Source organism: Parvibaculum sp., assembly GCF_049651025.1.
Classification (GTDB): Bacteria; Pseudomonadota; Alphaproteobacteria; order Parvibaculales; family Parvibaculaceae; genus Parvibaculum.
Window position 1 is genome coordinate 105,053 of record NZ_JBASBH010000061.1, and the last position, 15,258, is coordinate 120,310.

The following is a 15,258-nucleotide window of genomic DNA, read 5'->3' on the forward strand; positions in this document are numbered from 1 at the left end:
TCCAGAACTTTGGAATCAATAAGGCGTCGTTCCAATTCCCGTCTCAATCATGGGAATGATCTTCATCAATTCCGACGTCAATGCCCATCTGCTCAGCTTGCAGGTTAGCCTGTCGGCGCGCGACACGGTTACGCTGCGCTATGCGCATATCAGTGCAAATGAATTGGGAAGCCCAATCCAGTTCGGCCAGGCGACGTGCCCGATACTTCCCGATGGTGTGCCGATCCTGATCTCCGGTGTCACCAGTTCGAACCCGTAACTACGCGCCAGTCTCCATCGGCATGTCGGGGTCCCGCGACCATTCCGCCATCGAACCGTCATATACCGCGACCGACGGATGGCCGAGCCGTGTGAGGGCAAGTGCGTCCATGGTCGCCGAGATGCCGCCGCCGCAGTAGCAGATCACGCGGGGCTTCTCCAGTGCGCCGGTGGTTGCAAAAAGCGCACGTAGTTCGGCCTCATTGCGATACGTTCCGTCAGTGTTGAGCAACGACGCATAGGGCACGTTGCGGCTTCCTTTTATATGGCCCTTGCGGCCATAGCTCATGGGCGCCTCGCCACTATGGACACTCGGGGAAAGTGCGTTGATCGTGCAGACCGCGCTGTCGTCAATCGCCGCCAGAACAGCCCGCTTGTCAGCCCATGCATCTGGACGAGCGGCAAGGGAGAGTTCCGCCGGCGGATAATGCTGCGGAGTTGCTTCCACCGGACGGCCCTCGGCTTTCCATTTGTCGAAACCGCCGTCAAGAACAGCAACGTCGTCAAAGCCGGAAGCGCGCAACATCCACCAGAACCGTGTCGCCCACATGGGCGACGTCGTTGAGTAGGCGACGACGCGCGTTCCGCGTCCAATACCGGCCGCTCCAAGCGCATGAGCTAACCGGTCGATGGGGGGCATCGTAAAAGGAAGTGGTGCGGACGTGTCGGATAGCTCGCGGGCCAGATCGACGAACGCCGCACCGGGAATATGGGCGGCGTCGTAATCGGCACGCCCGCTCTCGACCGTATATGGCCCCGGCGTCGCTGGTCGCAGATGAACGGTTGTGTCGAAGATCCGCAGGTCCGGATCGCGGAGATGCTTCGTCAGCCAATCGGTCGATACAAGACCTCTCTGGTCCCACTCGGTCATGCTCGTCTCCCTGTGTAATCGTCGCGATGCTGCAACCTCGCATTGCTCCACGATGAAGGCAATTCGCTGCTCCAAAGGTTGTGACCCTTTGAGAGCGTCGATGTCGAGGTGAGGTGCATCGTCGCGCTTTAAAAAAGGTATATACAATGCTTCTTATGTCGCCTTAGATATGGTTATGGAAGCGGCGAAAGTGCGTTTTTTCGGCGCTCTTGCGTTCAAGTTTCATGTAACCGCATGAGAGGGAACCCTGATGTCCACCCAGATCAGCACCACGCCTCTGCGCAATCGGACCGTCGGCGAAATTGCTGCGACGATGCCCGGTGCAACAGCCATCTTTCGTTCATTTAAAGTGGATTTCTGTTGTCACGGCGAGGTGGCGCTGGGCGAGGCGGCGCGCGAACGTGGCATAGATGTCGCCGAACTGGAGAAGGCGCTCCTTGCTCTCGACGTATCAGAGGGCACCAAGCCGGCGCCGCGCGAAACCGGCGAGCTCATCGACCACATTCTGACCCGCTATCACGAAACCCTGCGCCGCGAACTGCCGGAGCTCATCGCAATGGCCGACAAAGTGGAAGCGGTTCACGCCCGTCATCCTCAGGTCCCGCATGGGATGGCGGATATTCTTCGACAGATGTTGGGCGAAGTCGAAGTGCACATGAAAAAGGAAGAACTTATTTTGTTTCCGGCGATGCGCAAGCGCGCCGCCGGTGGGCTTGATACGCCGATCGCGCAACTTCGTCACGAGCATGTCGACCACGGAGCGCAACTGGAGCAACTTGAACACATGACCGGTGCGTTCACGCTGCCCGAGGGCGCATGCCGAACCTGGCAGGCACTATATGTTGGCTCGGCAAAGCTTGCGGATGATCTGATCCAGCACATTCATCTCGAGAATAATATTTTATTCCCGCGCTACGAGGAGGCATCGAGATCATGAGTGAATCCCTGTATCCTAAAGTGACGAAGGCGCTGGCAGACAAGCGCCACGAACTGGCACCGGACGCCGAAGCGGCCTTTCGCGCGTTCAGTCAGGCCGTGTTCAAGGACGGCGCTCTCTCTCGAAAGACCAAGCAGCTGATCGCTGTCGCGGTCGCCCATGTGACGCAGTGTCCGTATTGCATTCAAGGTCATACCAAGGGTGCGACCAGGGAAGGTGCAACGCCTCAAGAGATCATGGAAGCTATCTGGGTCGCAGCCGAGATGCGGGCGGGTGGGGCAGTGGCCCATTCTACAATTGCGCTGGCCGAGCTCGATGGAGATTCCGATTAAGTCCGGCGGCGAATAGTTTCAGTCTTGTCATTGACCCCGTCGATTTCTTCAACAAGCTCGGCCTGAAACGAAAAACGACCTCATTGCCCATTCGTCGTTTACGGGATGAGGAATGCGGCCTATTTTTTGCTCAACCAGCCTTCTCCGCCAACCTTTGCTTCGCCTTGTTGAAGCTTTCGCCGCGTGTGTGCGGCCAACACAGAGAAGAGCATGATTATTAAATCTTCCGATCAGGTGCCGCGCCACACTTTGTTCAAACGGTTTCCGGTGCCGCGGAATTTCAAGGTGACGCCGGAGTCCCGCATCGTAAAGGGGCAGATATGGCCGGCGCCTGTCGGCGCGACGCGCGTGAAGGCGTTTGAGGTCTATCGCTACGACCCGGACTCGGATGGTCATCCTCGTGTCGATACCTTTCATGTCGATCTTGATGATTGCGGACCGATGGTTCTGGATGCGCTGATCTGGATCAAGAACAAGGTGGATTCGACGCTCACCTTCCGGCGCTCATGTCGCGAAGGCGTTTGCGGTTCCTGCGCCATGAATATGGATGGCACCAACTGGCTCGCCTGTACGCGATTCATCTCGGATACTGCTTCGCCTGCAACGATCTATCCGCTCGCCAACATGCTGATCATCAAGGATCTGGTCCCCGACCTGACCCATGTCATTGCGCAATATGCCTCAATTGAGCCCTGGCTCCGTTCAAAGACGCCCGAGCCGGAGAAGGAACGGCTGCAATCTCCGGAAGAGCGTGGACAGATAGACGGGTATTATGAGTGCATCCTATGCTTCTGCTGCACCTCCGGCTGTCCGAGCCACTGGTGGAATGGCGATCGTTTTCTGGGCCCGGCCGTGCTGCTACAGGCCTGGCGCTGGCTCGTTGATAGTCGTGACGAAGCGAAAGAGGAACGGCTCGACAGTCTTGAAGATCCCTTTCGTCTTTACCGTTGCCACACTATCCTCAATTGCACACGCACCTGTCCAAAGGGATTGAATCCCGGCAAGGCGATCGCCGAGATCAAGAAGATGATCCTCGAACGCGAAAGCTGATCATGGAAAGGACGTCGAAAAGCTCGAACTCGACGAAGACGCGACCCCGACCGCTGTCGCCCAATATCCAGATTTATCGACCGCAACTCACCTCGGTGTTGTCGATCGCCAACCGCGTCACCGGTGTTGTTCTGAGTTTCGCTGCTGTCGGCCTGGTGATCTGGTTGAGCGCGGCGGCCGTCGGGCCGGACGCTTACGCTATTGTTCAGCGCGCGCTTGCGTCGTGGCTTGGTCAGATCACGCTATTTGCCTGCACCTTTGCCTTCTTCCTGCATCTATGCGGAGGCCTGCGCCATCTCATCTGGGATACGGTGCATGGCTTTGATCTCAGGTCGATCTATCTTTCCGGTTGGATCGTGGTGGCCGCGAGCATAGGGCTGACGGTCGCAACATGGGTGTTTAGTCTCTTTATTGGCGGGGGACGCTGATGGAACGCCGCTCCTTCCGCTCGCCGCTGGCGCGCGCCATCGGACTAGGCTCAGCAAGGAAGGGCTCGCAGCATTGGTGGGCGGCAAGAGTTACGGCGGTGGCGCTCGTACCGCTGACATTATGGTTCGCCGCCTCGATAGTCGCGCATGCCGGAAGCGATTATACGGCTGTCATTGCTTGGCTTAGGACATCGCTCACGACGGGCTGCATGATCTTGTTGCTAATCATGCTTTTTCATCACACAGCACTCGGCCTGCAGGTGATGATCGAAGACTACGTCCATTCTACTATGAAGTATGCTGCAGTGATCGCGGTTCAGCTCGGCTGCTACGGCGTTGCCGCGGTCGGGATCATCGCTGCTTTGCGGATCGCATTTGGCGGGTGAGCAAAACATCGGCCTCGAGAATGATACGACTCCTCATTTTGATAACGAATCTGCCACCGGGTAGATGACCGTTCTGTCGGCGCGCACGCTCGCGCCGGGCGTCAGGCTCGCCTCATCGACATGCCCTGCATCGAGAATGTGCATTACATGCTCGCCTGCAGCCAGCAGATAGTCGGTGATGATGCGTCGGTGGCAACGCCACCAGACGACCTCCGCGCACATGATCGCGCAGCGATGCTGATTGCCCAATTTTTGCAATCGCGCCAAACCTGCGGCGAACGGCGCGGTCAGCGCATAATCCGCGTAGTTGTGAAAGCTCTGTACCCGCCAATAGGCGTTTTCAGATGACGCAGTATTGCGCGACTTGCCGCGCAACCCGCCGAGTTCAGCGATGTGTTCATAGCCAATCTGCCGATCGGCCAGCTCGCTCGGAAAGGTTTCCAGATTGAACTGCGGATTGGTATGCGAGCGGGGCATGGATCTGACGTCGACCACGAGATCGACACGCGACTCTCGAAGGAGATCGACGAAGACGTCGACGCTTCTGGTCGAGTGACCGATGGTAAAATAGGTTTTCGTCACGGTGTCCAAGGTAATGAGCGCCTGAGATGTCGCGTGATCGGGTAGGGAGACCAAGCATGAGTCTATCATCAATACCACGTCGCGCCGCACAAGAGCCCTTCCATTGAGGAACTGCGCTCGATAACTCTCTGGACGGACTGAAATGCCGCATTCCAATATCGCAATCATGGGTCGAAGATGAAATCGGTGCGAAGAAACGCTTTTTATGTTTCTTCGTTTGCGGCTAACGAGCCTACTCTTCTTGTCCAGGCGCCCGATCGTCCGCCTATCTGGGAAGTGTCGGTTCGGACCGAGAACAGGGAGGTTTCGTATGAGCCCTATCAAACTTAGAACGCTCTGTGTTTTTGCCGCGGCGCTGCTGTTCAGCTCCGCGCATGCCGGCGCCCAAACGTCCGCGGCTGACTTCGAAACTCCGAAGGCCATGGAAAGCGAGCATAAGGAACTTCACGCCGATCTCGAACGCCTGACGATGGCTGGCGGACGCACGGGCGAAGCCGCAAAGGATGTCGCGGCGCTTATGGAGAAACATTTCGCCAACGAGAATGCATATGCGCTGCCTCCGCTCGGCATCCTCGTCCCGCTGTCCGAGGGCAAATTCTCTTGCAGTATGATGGGCGTACTGAACATGACGGACAAGCTTCAAGCGGAGATGCCGACTATGCTTGCAGAGCACAAGGAGATAGTGGGGGCATTGCAAAAGCTTGCTACGGCGGCCAAAGCGGAAAGCAAACCCGACGGCACCCGCTTTGCAGAGATGCTAACCGCGCATGCACAGAATGAGGAACAGGTCACCTATCCGACTACGCTGCTGATCGGCTTGTATGTAAAAGGCAAGGCGGCGCAATGTTCAAAATAGCGACGGCGCCAGACATGCCGACTAGGTCATCTGCTCGTTGAGCTGCCCGTCGACACTGCGGCGAGCGTCTCGGGTGGGGACAATTAGGCGACGATTCTAAGCGGGGGAGAGTTGGGTGTGCGACATCAGCTCCCTTGGACCGCGGTTGGTAGCCACCGCGCACTAAGACACATTGCGCACATGTCGTTCTTCTGGCGGTGCGGATTATCGAGACTGGGAAGCTTGGCGATTTGTCGCCTGAACGAGGCGGGTTTCCAGTAAAACCATATTGAGGTTTCGCATGCCCTTTAACGAACGCTCCAAGCATATCACGCAAGGCGTCGCCCGTTCGCCTAATCGCGCCATGTACTACGCCCTCGGCTATGAGAAAGCTGATTTCGACAAGCCGATGATCGGCATCGCCAACGGCCACTCCACCATAACGCCCTGCAACGCAGGCCTACAGCCGCTGGCGGATGCCGCTGCCGCAGCCATCAAGTTAGCTGGCGCCAATCCACAGATGTTCGGTATACCAACGATTTCTGACGGTATGTCGATGGGTACCGAGGGCATGAAATACTCGCTGATTTCACGCGAGGTGATCGCCGACTGCATAGAGACTTGTGTGCAGGGGCAATGGATGGATGGCATCCTGGCGCTGGGCGGATGCGACAAGAACATGCCCGGCGGCATGATCGGTATTTTGCGCGCCAACGCGCCGGCGATCTTCGTCTATGGCGGCACCATCAAGCCGGGACAGTGGAAAGGGCAGGACCTCTCCATCGTTTCAGCTTTCGAAGCGGTCGGTGCGTTCATGGCGGGCACTATGAGCGAGGAGGATTTCGAGGGTATCGAACGGAATGCATGCCCGTGTAATGGTTCATGCGGCGGTATGTACACAGCCAACACCATGAGCTCTTCCTTCGAGGCGCTCGGTATGTCGCTCATGTATTCTTCAACCATGGCCAGCACGGATCCAGAAAAGGTCGGTAGCGCCGCTGAATCGGGTCGCGTCCTGATCGAGGCAGTCAAAAAGAATATCAAGCCGCGCGACGTCGTTACGCGGAAATCGATTGAGAACGCGGTGGCACTCATCATGGCGGTTGGGGGCTCCACCAATGCAGTGCTGCACTATCTTGCCATCGCCCATGCGGCCGAGGTGGAATGGACGCTGGAGGACTTCGAGCGGGTGCGCCGCAAGGTACCGGTGATCTGCGACCTCAAGCCGTCAGGCAAGTATATGGCTGTCGATCTGCATCAGGCTGGCGGTATTCCGCAGGTGCTGAAAATTCTATTCAACGCCGATCTGCTGCACGGGGATTGTATCACCATCACGGGCAAGACACTGGCTGAAGAATTGGCCGACGTGCCTGACACGCCACGCGCCGACCAGGATGTCATCATGCCGATCGAAAGAGCACTCTATCGCGAGGGCCATCTGGCCATCCTCAAGGGTAATCTCGCCGAGGATGGTGCTGTGGCCAAGATAACTGGACTGAAGAGCCTGGTGATCACCGGGTCGGCGCGCGTGTTCAACGACGAGCAGTCGGCGATGGAGGCTATCTTGGCCGACAGGATCAGGCCGGGCGATGTTCTGGTGCTGCGTTATCTCGGACCGAAGGGCGGCCCAGGCATGCCGGAAATGTTGGCGCCCACTTCGGCGCTGGTCGGTCGAGGGCTCGGGGAAAGTGTGGGACTCATCACCGACGGGCGGTTCTCTGGCGGTACTTGGGGCATGGTCGTAGGGCATGTTGCTCCGGAGGCGTTTGTCGGCGGTACGATTGCCCTGGTTGAGGAGGGCGACGCCATTACTATCGACGTACGCAGACTGCTTCTGCAGCTGGAGATTGATGAAGCAGAACTAGCGCGCCGGCGCGCTGCCTGGAAACAACCCGAGTTACGCTACAAGCAGGGTGTGTTGTTTAAATTTGCCGTGCTGGCCCGGCCGGCTAACGAGGGGGCTGTAACAGGGTAGCGGTGGTCGGGCGCGGCTCAATCGCCTGAAAATGACAATGGGAGAGACTATATGCGTGTCGTTTGGCAAGCCGCAGGTCTGCTCTGCGTGGGTTTGGCTCTGCTTGGCGTCGCACTTCCATTGCTGCCGACTGCGCCTTTTGTTCTACTGGCGGCTTTCTGTTTTGCCAGATCATCGCCAAGCCTGCATGACCGGCTGCTGAGCAACCGTGTGTTTGGCGAGATAATTCGCGATTGGCATATGGACCGCGCCATCAGTCGCAAAGGTAAAGTGGTGAGCGTATTTGCCATGGCATCATCGCTGGCCATATCTCTCGCTCTTGCAGTTGATCTCGCTATCGTCGGACTTCAGGCGCTGGTTTTGTGCGGTATCAGCGTTTTTATCCTGACACGGAATACTCCGCCATGGGATCTAGGCCTGTCGATACTGAGAGGCCCATGGCTCAGAGACGTGAGAGTTATGTGACACAGCTATCAGAACCGCATGTCGCGGGCGGGCCGTTCGAAACTCGAATAAGCAACCGATAAACTGGCAGCATGAGAATAGGAACGGGAGGAACGCCATGAAAGAAATTGCGACACCTGGCACCAGCTTTACCAGAACATTTGATCTGAGCGTTCCGATCATACAAGCGCCGATGGCCAGCATAGCGGGTGCACGGATGGTTGCCGCCGCCGCGAATGCCGGAGCATTCGGAAACCTGCCAATCTGGTTTCTTCCGATGGAGGCCGGGCGGGAGATGATCCGTCAGACACGCGCTCTGACCAGGAAGCCATTCGCGGTTAATCTTCGGGCGGACCTCAACCAAACCGAACTGATTTCAATGGCTGTGGACGAGGGTGTCCTGCTGTTCAACCTGTTCTGGGGCGACCCCGCGATCTCCATGCGGGCTATTCGTCAGAGAGGCGGGCGGCTGATCGCCACGGTCAGCGATTCAGATACGGCCAAGGCGGCGCTGGATGCGGGCGCGGTAGCATTGATTGCGCAGGGAGTCGAAGCAGGCGGCCATGTATTTGGTATCACTCCCTTGCAGGATCTCGTCCCCGCCATCGTTGAACTAGCCGGCGGCGTTCCTGTGGCCGCAGCGGGCGGTATCGTCGAAGCCAGAGACATGATCCACGCATTCAATATGGGGGCATCAGCTGTCGTACTCGGCTCCTGCCTCATCGTGACAGACGAAGCCGAAGCACATCCGGGTTACAGGAAAGCCCTTCTGGATGCGAAGGCGGGTGACACCGTGCTCTCCATGTGTTTCGACGGCTTCTGGCCGAATGCGCCACATCGCACCCTGATGAACTCCACCTATCGGATGTGGCGCGAGGCCGGTTTTCCTGCGCCTGGTTCACGCACCGGTGAAGGAGACATCATCATGCATGCACCGGGTGGGATGGATATTCCGCGCTACAACGCAGCTGCGCCAACAAAGCAGATGACCGGCGATTGCGAAGGCATGGCGCTCTATGCGGGTGCCGGTGTCGGGCGGATTGCGGATGTCAGGTCCACTGCAATCCTCATCAGGGACATGGTGGAGGCGGCGAGTTCAGGCCTCACGCGGTCTGTCCTCTGATCATCTCTCGCACACGATAAGGATCATCGGACTTGTGGCCCTGCGCCCAACCCTGGACCATTCGTTTCATTGAAGGTTTGCCGACACCAATAATGGGGACGGCAACGCGCCCTATATCTAGGGAAGACATATCTTCCGACCAATGGAAGGTCGCTATCGAAAACGAACGTGACTGGAGCCTTTCTTTGGATACAGAAAGTCTTCCGCCTCATGAAGGTGCAAAGTCCGCGTGGGGAGTGCATCATCAACACCGGATCGATCTCTGCGACAGCGCCTCGCCCCAACTCGACGCCGTATTCGGTATCCAAGCATGCAATGACGGGGTTAACGAAAGCAGCTTTGCATGATGGACAAAAATACGACATTGCTTGCGGACAAATCGACATCGGGAACGCCGACACCAAAATGGTTGAGGACTTCGTCGAGGGTATCGAACAAGCTGACGGTTCGATCCGCTCCAAACCAGCAATGGATGTCGGCATGTCGTCAGTTGGGTTCTCTATACGGCGAGCCTGCCCCCTTGAGACGAATGTTCAGTTCATGACGATTAGGGCGACAAAGATGCCCTTTATTGGCCGCCTTCGATATCGTCATAGCGAACCACGACCCGATGGCCTTAGAGGGGCGGCGCCGGCGCGTCGCCCTCGTTCTCGCGAAGATCTGGCTGAGCGGCTGCACGACAGTCAGTTCTGATGGCGGTGAGCATGGGGCGTGTCCGACCGTGGGCGAGTACAGCCAGGAGTTCCAGGGGCATGCGGCCGAGGAGCTGGTCCTATTGACGGAAGGCTCGGCGATCGCGGAGATGCCGGCCGACTGCGCCTTGATGCGTGGACGGGCGCGAGCTGCCGGTATTTCAGCACTTGCCACGGACTACGCATCGCTCCTCGCGCGAGGGTCCGGAGTACCTGTTGGCAACCTGAGGGACGCCTCGAAACCGGAAGAGGTGCCGCGGCGCGGCGACTCCAGAATTAGCGGGCTTCCGATCCGGTCCGCGATGGCAGCGACGATCGCGAGGCCGAGCCCGCTGCCATCGGTGCTTGCGCTTGCCCGCTCGAATCGTGCTGTCAGGCGGTCGAGCGTCTCGCGCGGCAGGACGGGACCATCGTTCGCGACGAAAAGGTGGCCATCCGCCGTCAGGGTCACCTCGACTGGCGCATTCTCCGTCCCGTGGCGGAGGGCATTTTCCACCAGGTTCCGGCAAAGGATGGCGAAAGCGTCGGGGTCGATGTCCGACATGACGGCGGTGTCGGGCACGTTCAGCGCGATGCGGCCCGGCGTGCTCGAGCGCCCGAGATCCTCCACCACGACACGAGCGACGATCCTCAGGTCCGCGCTCTGGTCTATCCGCAGGCGCCCGCCTTCCGCCCGTGCGAGTTGCATGAGTCGTTCCGAAAGCCGGGTCAGCCGCTTGAGCGTCGCTTCGATCTCGGTTGCGCGAGCTCCGGCGGCCAGGTCACGCGTCTCCGTTCTCAGCCGCTGCGCCTGCGCGATGGCGCCCGCCAGCGGCGTACGCAATTCGTGTGCAGCGTTCGCGGCAAAGCTGCGTTCGGCCTCAAATGCCTCGCGCAGCCTCGCCAGAAGGCTGTTCAGCGTTTCGGCCAGCGGGCCGATCTCCGTCGGCAGGCCCTCCGCGGGAACCTCCGAAAGGTCTCGGGCGCCGCGCGCCTCGAGCCGCGCGCGGAACCGGCGCAACGGGTCGAGGCTGAAGCGGACGGCCAGGATGATCGCCGTCAACGCAACCGGCAGCACGATCAGCAAGGGTAAACCGAGGCCCATCTGGATTTCTCGTGCGACCGATGCGCGATGGGCCAGCGGTTCTGCGACAGTGATGCGGATCGTGTCCTGGAGCGCCGCGTCGCTGTAGAGCCGGTGGGTTGCGGTCTCCCGAAACCCCGGCCCGTCCCATGGAGGGAACACCGCGGAATCGGCCGCGTGCGACTGCAGAAGGATCCGACCCTCGGCATCGCGTACGAGATAGGTGAAGAGTTCGTCGTGCTCCCGGATTGGTGCAAGTCGTTGCGTCACCTCCTGATCTTCCCGCCCGACGATGTCGGTCACGGCCAGCGGCAGGATGCGCTCCGCGGTTTCGCGCAGAGCGCTATCAAAGACCTCGTCCATTTCGCCCCGCACGATCACGGCGGTGGCCGTTGCGGCCAGAAGCCACAGGACCGTCAGCACGAGGCCGAGGGACAGACCGAGCCGCGCCTGAAGGCTGCGCGGCAGCCTCATGGTTTGCCCAGCCTGTAGCCCATGCCGCGCTCGGTCTCGATGACGGCTGGCCCGAGCTTCTTGCGCAGCCGGCTTACGTGGACTTCGATGGTGTTGCTCTCCACCTCGGCGTCGAAGGCGTAAAGCTTCTCTTCCAACTGCGTCTTAGACAGGAGTTGCCCCGGGCGCGCGAGGAAGGCCTCAAACAGCGCCCATTCGCGCGCCGTCAGCTGGACGTGCTTGCCGTTGCGGTGAACGCTGCGCGCGGCGAGGTCGATGTCGAGCGGGCCATGGGTGACGATGGGGTTGGGGTTGCCGCTGTAGCGTCGGGCGACTGACCCGATTCTGGCAGAGAGCTCGGCAAGGTCGAAGGGCTTTACGAGGTAGTCGTCGGCGCCCGCGTTCAGCCCCTCGATCCGGTCCGACACCTGGTCGAGCGCGGTCAGGATGATGACCGGCGTTGCCTCACCCCGCGCGCGCAAGACTTTGAGAAAGCCGATCCCGCGACCGTCCGGCAGCATGAGGTCGAGCAGGATCAGGTCATAGGAGGTGGCGTTCACTGCGTCACCCGCCGCATCGAGGCGCGTGACCCAGTCCACCGACTGGCCATCGGCTGCGATCTGGTCGCGCACCGCGGCGCCGAGAGTCGTGTCGTCCTCGATCAGCAGGATGCGCATCCTAGCCCCTTCCTTTCCTGATGACCCTCCATAATCCGTCTGGCTGACACGAAGCTGAAGCGGCTGGGCCAAGCCCCTTCAGGCTGTCGTCAGCTTCGCCGCGCATGATTTGCATCAAGATGGCCGCAGCGAGGAGTTTGGCCCATGAAGAAGATATTGACAATTCTCGGCTTTCTCGCGGTCTTCCCGGCCGGTGTCGCGTTGGCGGGCGACGACTGCTTCGTGCCGATGGCCGATTGGCAGCCGCGCGATGCTGTCGCCCGGCTGGCCGAGGAGAACGGCTGGGCGGTGCGCCGCATCAAGATAGATGGCGGCTGCTATGAGATCGACGGCAGGGACGCCGAGGGACGCCGGATCGAGGTGACAGTTCATCCGGCCACGCTCCAGGTGATCGAGCTCGAATACAAGGACGACCACGCTCGCCCCCGCCGGGATCGCGAACGAGGCGACGATGACTGACGTAACCGCCCAGGACGCGCCGGAGATGAACACTCAGCCGACCGGCACGGTCCGTGTCTGGGATCATCTGCTCCGGGTGTTCCATTGGGCTCTGGTCGCCGCCTTCGCAACGGCCTGGCTCACCGCGGACGAGCTGCAGCCTGTCCACGAGTTCGCAGGCTATACCGTCGCGGGCCTGGTGGCGTTCCGGCTGGTCTGGGGACTTGTGGGCAGCCGCTATGCCCGCTTCGCCCAGTTCCTGAAGGGACCCGGCGAAACGCTTGCCTATCTCGGGGACATGGCCCGCGGGCGCGAGCGGCGCTACTTGGGTCATAATCCGGCGGGCGCCGCCATGGTCGTCGCGCTCCTTGTGACGCTCTCGGGCACAGTCTTCACCGGCTGGCTTATGGAGGACAAGACCCGCGTGGCGATGCTGCCGGCCATGCCCGCCATCGTGGCACCCGCATGGGCCGATGGCGATGGCGACGAGTTCGAATACGGCGAGCGGGGCGAGGTCGAGGGCCCGCTGAAGGAGGTCCACGAGACGCTGGCCAACCTGATGCTGCTGCTCGCCGCGCTGCATGTGGGCGGCGTCGTGCTGGCATCCTTCCGGCACCACGAAAACCTCACTCGCGCCATGGTTACCGGCGACAAGCGCGGACCCGGTCCCGGCGACATCGTCTGACCGCCTTGAATCCCAAGATCGAGCGTCCCTTCGGCCGCACCTAGCCCCGCCCTCACAAGCGGGGCTCTTTTCTTTCCAGTGACGCTTTTTTCCTGACGACTAGCTGAAGCGGGAATCGTCAACGCGTCAGGAAGCCCTCAGGTCGGCGCTCCAGATTGTCGTCAGCAGACAAAAGGAGACCCTGCCATGAAAAAGACCCTGACGCTTCTCGTCGCGTCCACGGCGCTGACCGCCACCATCGGCGTCCCGGCCTGGAGCGCGATGCAGGCCCCGACCGATGGTGGCCTTCGGCCGTTCGCCGCGTTCTTCGAAGACGCCCTGCAAACGATGCCGCTCGTTCTCGCAAGCGATGATGATGACGACGACGACGATAATGACGACTGCGACGACGGTGACGGCGACTGCGGCGGCGCCCGCAATCCCGCGCCCGCCGGCACGGTCGCGCCGCCGCAGAACGGTCTCTTCGGGAACGGCGTTCCTCCGCAGGTCCAAGTGAACTGAGCCGCTCCTGAGTACCATCCCGAATAAGGATTCATCCGATGAAATCGCTTCTCGCAACGCTCGCGCTCACCACCGCGCTGACGCTTCCCGGCCTCGCCATGGCACGGCCGGTGACTTTCACCACGACCCTCAACAACTACGGCGGCAACGGAGCTTATCTTGCGCTCTACGTCACGGACGCCTCGGGCGCCTATGCCGGCAGTCTCTGGATGGCTGGCGGCAAGTCGAAATACTACGAGCATCTGAGCGACTGGTACCGCGCCACCGGCGGCGACACCGCGCAGGTGAACGGCATCACCGGCGCCAGCGTCGGTGCAGGCCGCGCGCTCGAGATCACACTCGATCTGGCCGATGCACTCTTCGATGCGGGCTACACGCTCCACATCGACGCCGCCGTCGAGGACATGCGCGACAGCCCGAACGAGGTGGCGGTGGCGCTCACGACTGATGGCGCGGGCTCGCCCGTGACAGGGCGCCGCTACATCGCCCGCTTCGCCTACGACATGTGAGGGGCGGGGCCATGATGCGTGCGCTCCATCGCTGGCCGGGGCTTCTAGCCCTCGCGCTCGTCACCGTCCTCGCCCTGAGTGGCGCGGCGCTGTCTGTCTTTCCTGCGGCTGAGCGGCTTGCTGCGCCGCAGGCGGACGCTGGCCTGACGGTCGCTACCCTCGCGGACCGTATCCAAGCGACCTATCCGGGCGTCGAGCAGATCCGCCAGTCGCCCTCGGGCCGGATCACCGCCTACTGGTTTGATCAGGGCGCGCCGGGTGCGGCCGTGATTGACCCGGTGACGGGTCAAGGCGTGGTCTCTGCCGATCCCAACCAGGTCGAACGCTGGCTGACGAACCTCCACCGCTCGCTCTTCCTTGGCGACGGAGGACGCATCGCCATGGCCGCGGGGGCCGCGGCGATGCTGATCCTTTCGCTCTCCGGCGCGGCGCTGGTCGCGCGGCGGGCGGGCGGTTGGCGGCACTGGTTCGGACCCCTGCGCGGTCCGCTCGCGGGCCGGCTGCACGTCGAGATCGCCCGCATTGCTTTGATCGGCCTTGTTTTGTCCTCCACAACCGCACTGTGGATGACTGCGTCCACCTTCGATCTTCTACCTGAGGGCGGCGCCTCACCGGGCTTGCCTGCCGAGGTGAGCGGGGAGACGGGGTTCGCTGTCGATCAGATGGCCACGTTGCGGCAGACGCCCGTCGCTGAGCTGCGCGAGCTGAGCTTTCCCTATCCCGGCGACGCGACGGACGTCTTCTCGCTCAAGACCGATCGGGGAACCGGATACCTCGACCAGGGCACCGGAGCACTCCTGGCCTGGGGAGATCTGACCGGATGGGAGCGCGTCTCCGAAACCATATACATGCTGCACACCGGACATGGTGCGGCGACGCTCAGCCTCGTGCTCGGGCTCATGGCGCTCGGCGTCCCGGCCATGGGGGCGACCGGCGTTCTGATCTGGCTCGCCGGTCGGCGCGGGCGGCCGCGCATCCGCGGCAACCAGCCCGCGGAACGCGCCGAGACCATCCTGCTC

General features: G+C 60.9%; 20 protein-coding genes. 16 read left to right on the forward strand and 4 right to left on the reverse strand.

Annotated features, from left to right (window positions below; all coding sequences use genetic code 11):
* Window positions 1-49 precede the first annotated feature (49 nt).
* Window positions 50-259 (forward strand): hypothetical protein, encoded by a 210-nt coding sequence (locus WA943_RS08285; RefSeq protein WP_424469387.1) that lies wholly within the window; start codon window positions 50-52, stop codon window positions 257-259.
* Here the strand turns inward: WA943_RS08285 and WA943_RS08290 are convergent, their stop codons facing one another.
* Window positions 260-1,129 carry a sulfurtransferase gene (locus WA943_RS08290; protein WP_424469388.1) on the reverse strand — a complete coding sequence of 290 codons (870 nt, stop codon included), beginning with the start codon at window positions 1,127-1,129 and terminating at the stop codon, window positions 260-262.
* A 250-nt stretch (window positions 1,130-1,379) separates the two neighbouring features.
* Here WA943_RS08290 and ric point away from each other — a divergent pair, with 250 nt between their 5' ends.
* The 5 genes from ric to sdhD all read left to right on the forward strand — a co-directional run bounded on the left by ric (window position 1,380) and on the right by sdhD (window position 4,262).
* Window positions 1,380-2,066: an iron-sulfur cluster repair di-iron protein gene (gene ric, locus WA943_RS08295; RefSeq protein WP_424469389.1), complete on the forward strand. Its 687-nt coding sequence runs from the start codon at window positions 1,380-1,382 to the stop codon at window positions 2,064-2,066.
* Entirely contained in the window at window positions 2,063-2,398 is a 336-nt protein-coding gene (locus WA943_RS08300; protein ID WP_424469390.1) for a carboxymuconolactone decarboxylase family protein, read from the forward strand. The genes ric and WA943_RS08300 overlap by 4 nt, the downstream gene beginning before the upstream one ends.
* A gap of 210 nt (window positions 2,399-2,608) precedes the next feature.
* The gene (locus WA943_RS08305) at window positions 2,609-3,448 is read left to right on the forward strand and encodes a succinate dehydrogenase iron-sulfur subunit (RefSeq protein WP_424469391.1); all 840 of its coding nucleotides are present in this window, start codon (window positions 2,609-2,611) and stop codon (window positions 3,446-3,448) included.
* Between the two features lie 2 nt (window positions 3,449-3,450).
* Complete coding sequence (sdhC, locus tag WA943_RS08310; protein WP_424469392.1) at window positions 3,451-3,876, forward strand: succinate dehydrogenase, cytochrome b556 subunit; 426 nt, start codon at window positions 3,451-3,453, stop codon at window positions 3,874-3,876.
* Window positions 3,876-4,262 carry a succinate dehydrogenase, hydrophobic membrane anchor protein gene (gene sdhD / locus WA943_RS08315; RefSeq protein WP_424469393.1) on the forward strand — a complete coding sequence of 129 codons (387 nt, stop codon included), beginning with the start codon at window positions 3,876-3,878 and terminating at the stop codon, window positions 4,260-4,262. The genes sdhC and sdhD overlap by 1 nt, the downstream gene beginning before the upstream one ends.
* A gap of 33 nt (window positions 4,263-4,295) precedes the next feature.
* Here sdhD and WA943_RS08320 read toward each other — a convergent pair whose 3' ends face one another.
* Window positions 4,296-4,844, reverse strand: a complete 549-nt coding sequence (locus tag WA943_RS08320; RefSeq protein ID WP_424469415.1) for a DUF488 family protein — start codon at window positions 4,842-4,844, stop codon at window positions 4,296-4,298.
* Between the two features lie 310 nt (window positions 4,845-5,154).
* Here WA943_RS08320 and WA943_RS08325 point away from each other — a divergent pair, with 310 nt between their 5' ends.
* The 5 genes from WA943_RS08325 (at window position 5,155) to WA943_RS08345 (ending at window position 9,914) form a co-directional block, all read left to right on the forward strand.
* Entirely contained in the window at window positions 5,155-5,700 is a 546-nt protein-coding gene (locus WA943_RS08325) for a hypothetical protein (RefSeq protein ID WP_424469394.1), read from the forward strand.
* A gap of 280 nt (window positions 5,701-5,980) precedes the next feature.
* The gene (gene ilvD, locus WA943_RS08330; protein ID WP_424469395.1) at window positions 5,981-7,654 is read left to right on the forward strand and encodes a dihydroxy-acid dehydratase; all 1,674 of its coding nucleotides are present in this window, start codon (window positions 5,981-5,983) and stop codon (window positions 7,652-7,654) included.
* A 51-nt stretch (window positions 7,655-7,705) separates the two neighbouring features.
* The gene (locus WA943_RS08335; RefSeq protein WP_424469396.1) at window positions 7,706-8,119 is read left to right on the forward strand and encodes a YbaN family protein; all 414 of its coding nucleotides are present in this window, start codon (window positions 7,706-7,708) and stop codon (window positions 8,117-8,119) included.
* Between the two features lie 97 nt (window positions 8,120-8,216).
* Window positions 8,217-9,221, forward strand: coding sequence for an NAD(P)H-dependent flavin oxidoreductase (locus WA943_RS08340; protein WP_424469397.1), 1,005 nt, complete (start codon window positions 8,217-8,219; stop codon window positions 9,219-9,221).
* Window positions 9,222-9,389: 168 nt separating this feature from the next.
* A complete protein-coding gene (locus WA943_RS08345; protein ID WP_424469398.1) occupies window positions 9,390-9,914 on the forward strand; it encodes an SDR family oxidoreductase in 525 nt (174 codons plus the stop codon).
* Between the two features lie 177 nt (window positions 9,915-10,091).
* Here WA943_RS08345 and WA943_RS08350 read toward each other — a convergent pair whose 3' ends face one another.
* Window positions 10,092-11,450, reverse strand: a complete 1,359-nt coding sequence (locus WA943_RS08350; RefSeq protein ID WP_424469399.1) for an ATP-binding protein — start codon at window positions 11,448-11,450, stop codon at window positions 10,092-10,094.
* Window positions 11,447-12,106 carry a response regulator transcription factor gene (locus tag WA943_RS08355; protein WP_424469400.1) on the reverse strand — a complete coding sequence of 220 codons (660 nt, stop codon included), beginning with the start codon at window positions 12,104-12,106 and terminating at the stop codon, window positions 11,447-11,449. The genes WA943_RS08350 and WA943_RS08355 overlap by 4 nt, the downstream gene beginning before the upstream one ends.
* A 144-nt stretch (window positions 12,107-12,250) precedes the next feature.
* On the opposite strand from WA943_RS08355, the gene WA943_RS08360 reads away from it, so the two are divergent.
* The 5 genes from WA943_RS08360 to WA943_RS08380 form a co-directional block, all read left to right on the forward strand.
* Window positions 12,251-12,565: a PepSY domain-containing protein gene (locus WA943_RS08360; protein ID WP_424469401.1), complete on the forward strand. Its 315-nt coding sequence runs from the start codon at window positions 12,251-12,253 to the stop codon at window positions 12,563-12,565.
* Window positions 12,558-13,229, forward strand: coding sequence for a cytochrome b/b6 domain-containing protein (locus tag WA943_RS08365; protein ID WP_424469402.1), 672 nt, complete (start codon window positions 12,558-12,560; stop codon window positions 13,227-13,229). The genes WA943_RS08360 and WA943_RS08365 overlap by 8 nt, the downstream gene beginning before the upstream one ends.
* A 186-nt stretch (window positions 13,230-13,415) precedes the next feature.
* Window positions 13,416-13,730 (forward strand): hypothetical protein, encoded by a 315-nt coding sequence (locus tag WA943_RS08370; RefSeq protein ID WP_424469403.1) that lies wholly within the window; start codon window positions 13,416-13,418, stop codon window positions 13,728-13,730.
* A gap of 38 nt (window positions 13,731-13,768) precedes the next feature.
* Window positions 13,769-14,239 (forward strand): DUF2271 domain-containing protein, encoded by a 471-nt coding sequence (locus WA943_RS08375; RefSeq protein ID WP_424469404.1) that lies wholly within the window; start codon window positions 13,769-13,771, stop codon window positions 14,237-14,239.
* A gap of 11 nt (window positions 14,240-14,250) precedes the next feature.
* Window positions 14,251-15,258, forward strand: a 1,008-nt coding sequence (locus tag WA943_RS08380) for a PepSY-associated TM helix domain-containing protein (RefSeq protein ID WP_424469405.1), incomplete at its 3' end; no start/stop codon positions are given.